This is a genomic window from Nostoc sp. UIC 10607, assembly GCF_047228265.1.
Lineage (GTDB): Bacteria > Cyanobacteriota > Cyanobacteriia > Cyanobacteriales > Nostocaceae > Nostoc > Nostoc foliaceum_A.
On record NZ_JBIQNW010000061.1, the window covers coordinates 22,573 to 33,694 of the forward strand.

The 11,122-nt window shown below is 45.1% G+C and carries 11 protein-coding genes and 1 pseudogene; 1 reads left to right on the forward strand and 11 read right to left on the reverse strand.

What is annotated here, in order from left to right; all coding sequences use genetic code 11:
- Nucleotides 1–78: 78 nt before the first annotated feature.
- The 7 genes and pseudogenes from ACEYW6_RS29835 to ACEYW6_RS29865 all read right to left on the reverse strand — a co-directional run bounded on the left by ACEYW6_RS29835 (nucleotide 79) and on the right by ACEYW6_RS29865 (nucleotide 8,734).
- On the reverse strand, nucleotides 79–1,551 hold the full coding sequence (locus tag ACEYW6_RS29835) for a strawberry notch C-terminal domain-containing protein (protein WP_412982612.1): 1,473 nt from the start codon (nucleotides 1,549–1,551) through the stop codon (nucleotides 79–81).
- Between the two features lie 17 nt (nucleotides 1,552–1,568).
- Nucleotides 1,569–5,705 carry a beta strand repeat-containing protein gene (locus ACEYW6_RS29840; protein WP_412982613.1) on the reverse strand — a complete coding sequence of 1,379 codons (4,137 nt, stop codon included), beginning with the start codon at nucleotides 5,703–5,705 and terminating at the stop codon, nucleotides 1,569–1,571.
- A gap of 89 nt (nucleotides 5,706–5,794) precedes the next feature.
- On the reverse strand, nucleotides 5,795–5,980 hold the full coding sequence (locus tag ACEYW6_RS29845) for a hypothetical protein (protein ID WP_412982614.1): 186 nt from the start codon (nucleotides 5,978–5,980) through the stop codon (nucleotides 5,795–5,797).
- A 403-nt stretch (nucleotides 5,981–6,383) separates the two neighbouring features.
- A pseudogene (locus tag ACEYW6_RS29850) lies at nucleotides 6,384–6,583 on the reverse strand (IS5/IS1182 family transposase); the annotation flags it as partial.
- Nucleotides 6,584–6,749: 166 nt separating this feature from the next.
- Nucleotides 6,750–7,928: an RNA-guided endonuclease InsQ/TnpB family protein gene (locus ACEYW6_RS29855; protein ID WP_412982615.1), complete on the reverse strand. Its 1,179-nt coding sequence runs from the start codon at nucleotides 7,926–7,928 to the stop codon at nucleotides 6,750–6,752.
- 40 nt (nucleotides 7,929–7,968) lie between these two features.
- The gene (locus ACEYW6_RS29860; RefSeq protein ID WP_412982616.1) at nucleotides 7,969–8,358 is read right to left on the reverse strand and encodes a hypothetical protein; all 390 of its coding nucleotides are present in this window, start codon (nucleotides 8,356–8,358) and stop codon (nucleotides 7,969–7,971) included.
- A gap of 46 nt (nucleotides 8,359–8,404) precedes the next feature.
- The gene (locus ACEYW6_RS29865) at nucleotides 8,405–8,734 is read right to left on the reverse strand and encodes a hypothetical protein (RefSeq protein WP_412982617.1); all 330 of its coding nucleotides are present in this window, start codon (nucleotides 8,732–8,734) and stop codon (nucleotides 8,405–8,407) included.
- 87 nt (nucleotides 8,735–8,821) lie between these two features.
- On the opposite strand from ACEYW6_RS29865, the gene ACEYW6_RS29870 reads away from it, so the two are divergent.
- Nucleotides 8,822–9,292 (forward strand): hypothetical protein, encoded by a 471-nt coding sequence (locus ACEYW6_RS29870; protein ID WP_412982618.1) that lies wholly within the window; start codon nucleotides 8,822–8,824, stop codon nucleotides 9,290–9,292.
- A gap of 2 nt (nucleotides 9,293–9,294) precedes the next feature.
- Here ACEYW6_RS29870 and ACEYW6_RS29875 read toward each other — a convergent pair whose 3' ends face one another.
- From ACEYW6_RS29875 to ACEYW6_RS29890, 4 genes are all read right to left on the reverse strand, one after another.
- Entirely contained in the window at nucleotides 9,295–10,056 is a 762-nt protein-coding gene (locus ACEYW6_RS29875) for a hypothetical protein (protein WP_412982619.1), read from the reverse strand.
- A gap of 44 nt (nucleotides 10,057–10,100) precedes the next feature.
- Nucleotides 10,101–10,316 (reverse strand): hypothetical protein, encoded by a 216-nt coding sequence (locus ACEYW6_RS29880; protein WP_225892958.1) that lies wholly within the window; start codon nucleotides 10,314–10,316, stop codon nucleotides 10,101–10,103.
- Entirely contained in the window at nucleotides 10,309–10,635 is a 327-nt protein-coding gene (locus ACEYW6_RS29885; RefSeq protein ID WP_412982620.1) for a hypothetical protein, read from the reverse strand. The genes ACEYW6_RS29880 and ACEYW6_RS29885 overlap by 8 nt, the downstream gene beginning before the upstream one ends.
- Before the next feature lie 108 nt (nucleotides 10,636–10,743).
- A complete protein-coding gene (locus tag ACEYW6_RS29890) occupies nucleotides 10,744–11,076 on the reverse strand; it encodes a hypothetical protein (RefSeq protein WP_412982621.1) in 333 nt (110 codons plus the stop codon).
- Nucleotides 11,077–11,122: the final 46 nt, after the last annotated feature.

The window sequence follows — 11,122 nt, forward strand, 5'->3', positions numbered from 1 at the left end:
TTAATACCGATTAGCTTATTAATTTTTCTGAAAGTAAAAAAGACCCAGACATTTAATCTGGGTCTTTGAGGTTGGGAATTATCCCAAGATTTCAATCACAGCCGCTAGAATAGCTGGGGCTTTGTCTGAAACCGGAATGAATACCCGCTTTTGCCAGTTGATGATCTCGGTGAAGCAACCCACAGCTAAGAGTCGCTCTGCCAGTGAGATAGCATTAACCAGTTCTATGCGAGGTTCATTAGCAACGAAAGACCGCCGCAAGGTTACGCCACCCGGCAACTGTTGTGTATATCTCTGGTTCAGTACCAGCTTCACAAGTTCTTCTGGAGAAAGCAGCTGGTTTCTTAGTCCGAGTTGTTCGCGCACGGTTTGAATGTCATGAGCATTCACCACCCGACCGAGAATCTTTTGTCCATCGCTGGTTTGCAACCGGAATACTCGGCTATTGTGCTGTGGTAGTATTTTCCAGATGGGTAGGAGAATACCAGTTACCAAATGCAGGTAATCGGTAGTGAACTTGGGCAGTGCGTCTACTTCAGTAGACCACCCTGCGACGAACGCATCGACACAAACCGCTTTCCAAGTGGAAGATTCTAAATCCTTGACTGGTATACGGGTTTCTTTTTGGGGACGGACGAGTAACACTCTTGGTACAACACCACCATCAGCATCGTAGATACTATGTGTCGGAATTGACACAGCAGCATGACCAGACTTGGTGTTAACCATCAATTTCCCCTGGTACATACTGGCAAACTCAAGCATCTCAATAGCTGTTCTGATGTTGTTCTTCTGAACGCGCTCAATCTTCAAGTAGTTGGTCACGCTACCAGTTTGAGTATGAGTATAAACTGATTCACAGCTTTCGATATTAAATCGTTCTGCTCGAAGTGTTTCCACTCCCACCTCATAAATTCCTGCCGCGATCGCTGCTTCAATCTGTTGATTTAGCAACAACTCAAAACGCTCGAAAATGATGTTTTGCATATCGATGCGTAAAGCCAGCAGGCGATTAAGGAATTGCCGCAATGGGGGCAAGTCGATCTTCATCCCGCCTTCGTGGGAAGTCAGCGATAAACCCGTCATTTGCTCGAATTTCCCCAAAGACACTTCGTAAAATCGACCTTGAAATATTTGCTTGAACAGTTCGTACAAGGCATACTCTGCATACTGAGATTCAAGGTTATCCTTAGCCTCAAATATCCCATTGCCACCCGTCTGCCGTTGACCACGAGTAAGAGCGCCCAAGCTATCCAGCCTTCGAGCGATGGTTGAGATAAAGCGGCGTTCACCGATGACGTTAGTGGTAACAGGTCTGAACACGGGTGCTGATGCTTGGTTGGTTCTGTGTGAGCGCCCAAGTCCTTGGATGGCATTGTCTAGTAGTCTGCCAAGGTAACTTTGCGTGGTGGCAAGCAGAGGGGCAGAGGGGCAGAGGTGCGGAGGGGCAAGGGGGAAAGAACTTGTACAAATCTCTCCTCTGCTCCCCTGCTCCCTTGCTCCTCTGCCGACCTCCACCCAGCAATTTTGGGTTGGCGAACTACTAGCCATGCGATATCTACCCAAAATTAGCCAAACTTGACACTAACGATAATGTCATTGAAATCTTTATCGCCGCCGTTGGGCAAGTCTTCAAACCCGAAAACATTGTTGCCTAAGATCCGCACATGGTCTACTATGTCCGAATTTGCACCCAGATATGGGAAGTAAATTGCCGGGTTATTATTGGGGTTGCTGTCAAGAAGTTGTTCTGGTGTCCCATTAACGATGAGAAATGGTGCAAATACTGAACCAGCCTCAAACTGACCTGTAAAAGTTGCTTTACCCTGGTTCCCGACACTCAGGTCAATGCCGCCGACACGGTTCTTCACTGCCGCCTCTCCATAGCCAGCTTGTCCGGGTAGCAAATCCCCTATGCCGTCACCGTTGGTATCGATGCCACCTTTGACATCCGCCACACGAAAGAAACCGACAAAGTTGTTATATGCCGCCTCACGGTTAACCGTAAATGTTGCATTCTGCATACCTATCAGCCCACGCAAGTCCAACACCTCACCTTCCTGCTGGTCTTGTAAGGCAGTGCCTATGGGTTTGTCAGCTTGTGTTCCCAGTTGCATTTGCACCACCGCATCGTTAAACTGACCACTCCCAGGACTATCCTCGAAACGCAGGTCAAAGTTGCTGTTACCTGCATCAGAAACTTGCAAAGAAGTAGGAGAAGATAGCCGCAATTGTGACAGTGATACTGTACCGTTCCGCAAACCATCGAGGGTGCCATTTTGTACTAGTAATAGGCGGAAACGAATACCACCATCGAGGTCGAGAGTTCGAGTGAGGTTGCTATCAAAGCCGTTGGGTGAATTTCCTAAAGTTGAGAAGATACTGCGAGAACGTGCCAGCGCCGCCTGAGTGTAGTTGGAATCATTGGGGGCAATGCCGTCGATGGTGCCTTTATCATCGTCTACGGTAAACAGTCCGATTTCGTTGACAACACCAGGACTTGCACTCTTAAGGACGAACTGCACAGGGGTTGCAGCACCGCCAAGGTTGAATACGCTATCAGTATTATTAAGTGCTAGGGTGATTTTTGGCTCTCTTACCGTATCATTACTGACGACCGTTAAATTCGTAGTACTAATTGTAATATTGCCCCCATTGAGAGTGGTAATTTTTGGCTCCTCTACCTTGTCCCCAAGCTTGACGACAAAGGCATCTATGCTGCCTGTACTGGTGAGGCTGGTCTTATCAAAGGTCGCAGTATTATCAAAGCCTCCTGTGGCATAGATGTTACCCTTCCCGTCCGAGGTTATGTCTAAGCCTCGGTCATCTGATGTGCCACCAAAGTTTTGTGCCGATAGGAATTTGCCGTTGCTGTCAAGCTTGGCGATGAAGGCATCACCATCACCTGCACTAGTCAAGGTGATGCTACCAAAACTGGCGGTATCGGAGAAACTCCCCGTGACGTAGATGTTACCTGAATTATCGACAGTAATGCCTGTAACTTCAGACACATTGCTGTCCAATTTCTTAGCCCAGAGGAATTTGCCACTACTATCGAGCTTGGTGATGACAGCATCATTTTCCGTGACGTAGGTGTTGCCTGAACTATCGATGGTAATGCCTTTACCTCTAGATCCACCTGCCAATTTCTGCGCCCAGAGGAAGTTGCCATTGCTGTCAAGCTTGGTGATGAACCCATCACTACCACGTGTACTAGTAAGGGTGGTGTTGCCAAAAGTGGCAGTATCGGAGAAATATCCTGTGACATAGGTATTACCGGCTCCGTCGCTGGCGATCGCTTCACCAGACGCATAGGATGTACCGCCTAATTGCTGCGCCCAGAGGAAGTTGCCCCTGCTGTCGAGCTTGGTGATAAATCCATCGTCATCACCTGTACTGGTAAGAGTGATGTTACCAAAGGTAGCGGTATCAGAGAAACTGCCGGTGACGTAGGAGTTGCCCGAACTATCGACGCTAATACCCAGAGCTATATCAAACGAGGTGCCACCCAATTGCTGCGCCCAGAGGAAGTTGCCACTGCTGTCGAGCTTGGTGATAAAGGCATCACCCTCTCCTGCACTGGTAAGGGTCATGTTACCAAAGGTGGCGGGAGCGAAGAAAAATCCTGTGGCGTAGGTGTTGCCTGAACTATCGACGCTAATGCCACTAGATGTCCTGTAGGAGCTACCACCCAATTTCTGTGCCCATAGGACGTTGCCACTGCTGTCCAACTTGGTGATGAAAGAATCATTACCGACTCCACTGGTAAGGCTGGTGTTGCCAAAGGTGACGGTATCTGAAAAATCTCCCATCACGTAGGTGTTGCCTGAAGCATCGGCGGCAATGCCCCAGCCTACATCATAGGAGGTGCCACCCAATTGCTTTGCCCACAGGACGTTATTAACTGCTAGGTTAATTTGAGTGTCGTCATTGGTAATCTCACCTGTCACCGCTTCTGATGTAGCAATGGTGTAACCTGTTCCTGATGTCAGTGTTAAGCTCACTGTTTCATCAGCCTCAAAGATTGTGTCAGCAGTTGGATTAATGGTGACAGTAGCAGTGGTGTCACCAGCTTTAAAGGCGACAGTGCCATTAAAGCCAGTAAAGGTGTTAGTTCCAACTGTTGTGTAGTCAGTGTTGTAAGTAGCATTGCTGCCAATGTTGAAGTTGACTGTCTGGAGGTTGTCAGCAGTTGGATTAATGGTGACAGTAGCAGTGGTATCACTAGCTTTAACCGTGAGAGTGCCACCGATGCCAGTATAAGTGTTATTTGCGACTACCGTATAGTCGATGTTGTAAGTAGCATTGCCGCCAATGTTGAAGTTGACTATCTGGGGGTTAGTTGTGTCGCCATCACGGGTGAAGGTATAAATGAGGTTGTTGCTACTATCTTCAGCAACGCTGTTGGGTGTGAGGGCGAGGGTGATTTTTGGTTGCTCTACCTCTTCCCCAAGCTTGACGACAAAGGCATCTGTGTTGCCCGCACTGGTGAGAGTGATATTACCAAAGGTGGCGGTATCTGAGAAGCCTCCCGTTGCGTAGATATTACCCTTTCCATCGGTGGCAATTCCAGTGCCCAGGTCACTTGAGACACCACCAAATTTCTGTGCTGATAAGACATTACCATTGCTGTCGAGCTTGGCGATGAAAGCGTCAGAATCACCTGTACTGCTGAGGGTGCTGTTGCCAAAAGTGCCAGTACTACTGAAGAGTCCTGAGACGTAGATGTTCCCTACTTCGTCGGCGACGATACCATAACCTTCGTCAGACTCAGTGCCACCCAAGTTTTTTGCCCAGAGCGTATTGCCATTATTGTCAAGTTTGGCAACAAACGCATCAGCATTGCCAGCACTGTTGAAGGTGGTGCTACCAAATGTGGCACTAACTGAGAAGTATCCTGTGAAATAAGCATTGCCAGTCTCATCAACAATGATGCCCCTGCCTCTGTCATCGGATATACCGCCCAAGCTCTTTGCCCACAGGAAGTTGCCACTGCTATCAAGCTTAGTGATGAAAGCATCCTCATTACCAGCGCTGGTGAGGGTGGTGCTGCCAAAAGTGGCTGTACCTCTGAAAAATCCTGAAACGTAAGTGTTACCATCCTTGTCGTTAGTGATACCAAAGCCAGAGTCAGGTGAGGTACCGCCCAAGTTTTTCGTCCACAAAATGTTGCCATTTTGATCCAACTTGTGAATGAAGGTATCGCTCGAATTAGCGTTTAATGCTCCTGTAGCGTAAATGTTTCCGATCGCATCAGTAGTAATACCAAGTCCAGAGTCAGACTCAGTGCCACCCAATTTTTGTGCCCAGAGGACGTTGCCATTGCTATCAAGCTTAGTAATGAAGGCATCCTCATTACCAGTGCTGGTGAGGGTGGTGCTGCCAAAAGTAGCTATACCGGAAAAAAATCCTGTGGCGTAACTGTTACCAGCCTCATCGACGGTGATGCCCAAGCCAACATCAGTTAACGTGCCGCCTAATTTCTGTGCCCACAGGATGTTATTGTTACTGTCGAATTTGGCGATGAAGGCATCACTATAACCAAAACCCGTACTGGTGAGGGTGGTATTACCAAAGGTGGCAGTACCGTTGAAGGCTCCCGTGACGTAAGTGTTGCCGAAAGTATCGGCGGCAATGCTAATGCCAGCGTCGGGGAATATGCCGCCCAATTGCAGCGCCCACAGGACGTTGTTGATGTTGCTCATGATAAATATGTATTGGTTGGTACTAGATTTTCTTTTGCAGTGTTGGGGCTTCAGAAGCGATCGCTTACACCCAACTTCCAATTACATCGCTACCGCAGATTGACACTTTGTTTTTCTTGGCTGGTGTATTGGTATAGCTTTTCCCCATCCAAAGCGATCGCTGCTGGTACAAAGACTGCCTCGACTAGCAGCAAGGGAAGACATGCGATCGCAGCGATTTTTCCTTTTGGCATAGTTTTTAAACAATTAGCGATCGCTTTTTGTGTTTGTTTCATGGGGAATTTGCTATTTGTGAAATTCACAACTAAAACCCTTGATCTCGCGCTCATAGCAGCAAGGAAGCAGGATCAGCAGGCTATTGTCATGTTAATATAGATACAGAGCTTATTACCGAGATTATGCAAATACATAAGTAGTTTTTGTGATTTTTTTACTTTCAAATCCACAATTGTCGAATGACCTATCATTAATTTGACGTTTAGCAGGGCAAAAAAATGATGGGGATAGTGGTTATTTGGCAAGGCTTTGAGCCTTACTAAAACTTTCTGTAAGATTTTTACTGTCTAAGCTATATACTACTAAAATACTTATCTTAATAAATACCTCTCACCTGGGAATAGCTGACATCGCTTGCATCTCTGGGGTAAAATGAGCAACCGTTTGATAGGTAGTCGTAAAATCGATATATTGCATGACGCAGACCAAAGCTAACAGCCAAGGACTAAAAGCGGGTTGCCCAAGTGTTGGAAACAGTGCTTCAAAATCTTGATCTTTGTAGAGAGTACCAATTTCACCCTCATGGTTATGTAGAGATTGCCTTTCGGGAAAGCGGCACGAGCCACACGCACTGTTTCTTCTGGTATGGGGTCTATGATAATTAAAGTATAACTCTATGGTACAAATTGTCTCAATGCCATTTAAGTCATCACTTTACTAATTCCTAAAGTCTCATACTCCACGCCGTGACATACTCCCAGTATTGCCTTTTGGGACAACCTGAGCTTCTCAGCGACTCCCCCCAATGGGTCGGACATTAACTGAGCTTTAAAGGACGCGATGCCCCACCGCCCTATGTTTTATATTTCGTGCTGCGTTATGGTCACGGTCGTAGCTTGCACCACACTGGCAATTGTGCCATCGGTCAGCCAGTGTTTTTGGTACATCTTGACCACAATCAGAACATTCAATGGTTGATTTATGTGAGTTTTGTGGCAATCCTGCGCCTCCAGCGTTTGCAGCTTTGAGACTAGCGATTGCCAAAAATTGACCCCACCCTGCATCAAGAATTGATTTGGCTAGTCGCGATCGACGCGATCTAGTTAGACCTATGATATTTAGATGTTCATAAGCAATAAATTTGTATCCCTTAGACAACAACCATAGGGCAGTTTTGTAATGAAAATCTCTGCGTTGGTTGGCTACTTTTTGATGCAGCTTGGCAACTCGTTTTACTGCTAATGCTCTACGTTTTGACCCTTTTTGTTTACGAGACAACTGACGTTGCAGGCGTTTCAGGCGTTTTTGTGATTTGCGGTAATACTGGGGAATAGCAACTTCTTCACCGTCACTGGTTACTAAGAAAAACTTAAGACCCATGTCAATACCCACTGTGTTATCTGGTGTAGGTATGGCATCAGTTTTAAGGCTAGGCACAGTCATATCTTCTAAACTAAGTCCGATATACCAGCCGTCAGCTTTACGCGTGATAGTAGCAGTTTTGATTTTAAAATCGTCAGGTATGGGGCGGTGCAATATTGCTTTTACCTTTCCAATTTTAGGCAACTGAATAAACTTACCTTGAATGTGTTCAGGCTTAATTGGATCGGGGAAAGTTAAAGAACGATAACGCCCTTTACCTTTGAATCTAGGACGACCAGACTTTTTACCATTTTTATCACCTTTCAACCATCGAGTGTAAGTTTTATCAACTCTTGCAATTACATTTTGTAATGTATGCAAAGGAAGTTCTTTATACTCAGGAAATAGAGCTTTAGTATTAGCTAAATCCTTTTGTTGTGACCAACGATTTGGTTGGTCTTTCAACGGCGCAATGCTGCAACAAACTATAGAGCATCGGTTAACATCACAACGGTTTTGTTCCCACCAGTTAAACCTTTCTGCCAACCTGTAATTGTACTGGCGACGGCATAATTCGAGCCAGTGTTCAAATGTGTCTATTTGTTTTTGAGTTAGACGTAAACGGTACTGGTAGGTTATTCGCATTGTTAAAAATTCCTCTGCTTTAGACTTAAATACCGTTTAGCTACCCCACCAAATACCTAACCACCTGCGGATCTATCGCAGCAATTCGCTTTTTGATTGATTGTGGAGGATTCTTGAAAAACCGTTTTAAATCCCGACTCTTAACGAGGTAATTTGTCGCAGAACGCCGAATAGCTTTGAGCCAGCCTCGTTTTACCCATTTAGCTACAGTACAGGGGTTCAATGAAAGAGCTTGAGCAATTTGGTTACAACTATAATTGTCGAGAGTGGGACGTGCAGAATAACCCAACGCATAGAGCTTTTTATGAACAGCTAATATTGTGCGATGATAGCCTCGTCTTCTGAGTCTGTATGCTATCTGTTTAGGTGTGTAAGCTTCAGACATTTCATCAAGAATTTCTAATTCTTCAGGAGTCCATTTTTTCTTCATTTGTTAACCTCCAGAATTGCTGAGAAAAATATTTAGGGAAACTAATTTATTGGTGAGGTGTTTTTTCTAGGCGTTTGTACCTGAGCCAATTCCTGGGATTGTGAGGTGATAAGATGACTTGCTCAAATCCCCAGTTTTGGGAACTGTTATCAAATAATTCAATGGCAGCATCAAACCCGCACTGCAAAAATCTGTTGTATGATTCTTCAGACCAGAGAATAGATTCAACAATTGCAGTTAGTAACTTGAGATTGGTAGTATCGGCTGCGTCTTCATCATCTAGCCATTCGATTGTTGCTAGTAGCCGTTGTTTTGCACTCCTACCTGTAGATTCTGGTAGTGCAGCAATAGGGGTAAAACCTGTTATTTGTTTCATATATGTTAATCCTCCATGAGGAACTCAAAGCACTACCAAAACTGTCTAAAACAAATGTGTTTTTGATGAAAAATTTTGGATTGAATAATGGCACAAAATACAAATCGTCAAAATGGATATTTAGCAGCAGTTGCAGGAGGAGCAATTGGGGCTGTGGTATTAATGAATCTGGGTGTCTATCTAGGAATTGCTTATGTAAAAAACTTCATGCCGAATGCTGAATTAGAAGGATTAATTCCACCTTTTATTGGTTACTTTGTTGGGTGGTGGATAGGAGAAGTAGCTGGTTGCTGGCTAGCTTTGCGTTGGAGAAACTACCGTAGGGCAGGGAAAACCGCTCTTGTTTTGGCAATTGTGACTCCCTTGGGAATCATCTTTTGCTTCGGGTTTTACTCTGCTGTTTTGAATTGGGTAAGGGGCGAAGTCAACGAGTTACAATTTGCACACTTATATGAAATAATTCGTTCGCTGACTGCTGCTGGTTTTGCCATCCCTTTAGCGTGGCTAGCAAGATTTTGGACAAAGCCCCATCCTCCTTACCCGCAACAACAGCAATAGTGTTACCGCTTCTTACCCTGTGGTAATACCTGCTGATTCTGTGGTTGTAGAGATGCTCTGGCTTCAGTTTCAGACATAGATGGCAGTGCTAAAGCCGTCTTATTTGCGTTCTCTGCCCATCTTTCATAAGTTTCATTAGTCACCCAGTGAATTGTTGCTCCCGACTCAGCACCAGAGCGAATCATCTCTGCTGCAACTAAAGCGTCCTTTTCAAAATCAGATTCCGGGTTGCGGTAACTCCACTGAATAAACCAATATGTTCCCAATGGCCCTTCTACTTTCTGAAATTCTGCACAGAAAATGTAGTTTTTGAGTACGCTAGCGATCGCGCTATAACAAAACTCTTTCGGATCTCCCGCCATTCCCTCTTCACACCACGATTGAAAAGCACGATGGGCGAAGTGATTGTATAGTGCAGCAAACGAGTCCTTACTACGGCGGTGCATCAAGAAACAAAGCAGCATTGAGGCTGGCCCTTTGAACTGGTCTTTTAACCCACCAGTCACAGGAATGACCCACAATTCGGTAAAGGGTTCGTTGATAAAGTTTTCGTTGATTGTGAGTAAGCGGTCAGGGCGAGAAATAGCGATCGCAAAGTCTGCCTTACTTCCCTTAAGATATCCCCCCGCTTGTGCCTCCAAGATGGTCAGTTTCGGGGGACAATCGAGAAGGAATTGACCATATTCTTTAGCGCAATTGGCTTGCAGTTTCGGTTGGCTGGGTGGGATGAGAAAGACGCTGTTGTTGATTTTGATAGTTTCCATGATTGCAAAGTGATGGCTGTATTTGTTTGAATGAGTTAATGGGCTTAGTTCGTCGGCAATTTGTCAGAATCCTGTGTGATTGTCAGTAAAAAACCGTGTTTGGTATTCTGCACTCGTACTAGTTCTCTATCTAGTAATGATTGGATTACTGTTCGTGAGAAATTAATGCTGTGTAAAGGAGCAGAACCTCCATAGCGGCGCAAGAAAAGCAGCAAGCTAGCAGCCGTGAGGTCAGAGCAGTTTTTGGGCAGTTTAGCCATCAGCTATGCCTCCAGGAATTGCTTTTAATTCGTACTTAAGCAGTTCAAGTTGGCGTAGACATTTTTCTATTTCAGTCTGAATCTCTGCTCTCAATTCCTGCGGTGTCAGTAATTTAATCTCGTTCTCTAAATGATTTCCTTCATCAATAGAATTGATATCAGGCATGACTAGATAACGCCAGCCTGACTCGTATTCGTGAGCCAGAAGACTCTCGCTTGGGTAATACTTGATGCCGATGATAATTCCCTGCTCTGTACGTTGTCCTAAAGTAAAACGAGGGTATTTCCAACCGTGTGGAATTGATATTGTTGGTTCCATTGTTCTAATTGGTGAATAGTTGAGGAGAAGTCAGAATTCAGAATTCAGAATTCAGGAGTCAGAAAATACTGAATTCTGACTTCTGGCTCCTGACTCCTGAGTTGTGGTTTACGCTGCAATAGTCTTGTCAATACTTGTAGTTTTGAGAAAATTCTCTAGTGCCATTACTGCATTCAATGGCTGGGTATAGCGGATCTCATCTACCTCGTTTGACCAATGGGTTATATGTTGAAAAACCAAACCGAGCATTGAGTCAGCTTTGTAAACGCGGTAATTCTTGGGACAAGCACCATTGCAATACACCAGCTTGTAAACAGAAATTTCTATGACCTCTGCGTTTGCATCTGTTGGTGGCAGCAGTATTTTTTCGCAGTGTTCGTCCCAATCTGGTGTTTTAAGTGAGAGTGTAGTTACAGCACTTGCGTCTATTATGAGGTACACTAGATTAAAATATAAATACTTTTAAATGAAGTCTTACTCTGTCGAT

Excerpts from the sequence above, each read along its gene's own strand:
- ACEYW6_RS29860 (WP_412982616.1), bottom strand. The coding sequence starts at position 8,358 with ATGAAGAAAAAATGGACTCCTGAAGAATTAGAAATTCTTGATGAAATG.
- ACEYW6_RS29880 (WP_225892958.1), bottom strand. The coding sequence starts at position 10,316 with ATGGCTAAACTGCCCAAAAACTGCTCTGACCTCACGGCTGCTAGCTTG.
- ACEYW6_RS29840 (WP_412982613.1), bottom strand. The coding sequence starts at position 5,705 with ATGAGCAACATCAACAACGTCCTGTGGGCGCTGCAATTGGGCGGCATA.
- ACEYW6_RS29870 (WP_412982618.1), top strand. The coding sequence starts at position 8,822 with ATGGCACAAAATACAAATCGTCAAAATGGATATTTAGCAGCAGTTGCA.
- ACEYW6_RS29865 (WP_412982617.1), bottom strand. The coding sequence starts at position 8,734 with ATGAAACAAATAACAGGTTTTACCCCTATTGCTGCACTACCAGAATCT.
- ACEYW6_RS29835 (WP_412982612.1), bottom strand. The coding sequence starts at position 1,551 with ATGGCTAGTAGTTCGCCAACCCAAAATTGCTGGGTGGAGGTCGGCAGA.
- ACEYW6_RS29875 (WP_412982619.1), bottom strand. The coding sequence starts at position 10,056 with ATGGAAACTATCAAAATCAACAACAGCGTCTTTCTCATCCCACCCAGC.
- ACEYW6_RS29885 (WP_412982620.1), bottom strand. The coding sequence starts at position 10,635 with ATGGAACCAACAATATCAATTCCACACGGTTGGAAATACCCTCGTTTT.
- ACEYW6_RS29845 (WP_412982614.1), bottom strand. The coding sequence starts at position 5,980 with ATGAAACAAACACAAAAAGCGATCGCTAATTGTTTAAAAACTATGCCA.
- ACEYW6_RS29855 (WP_412982615.1), bottom strand. The coding sequence starts at position 7,928 with ATGCGAATAACCTACCAGTACCGTTTACGTCTAACTCAAAAACAAATA.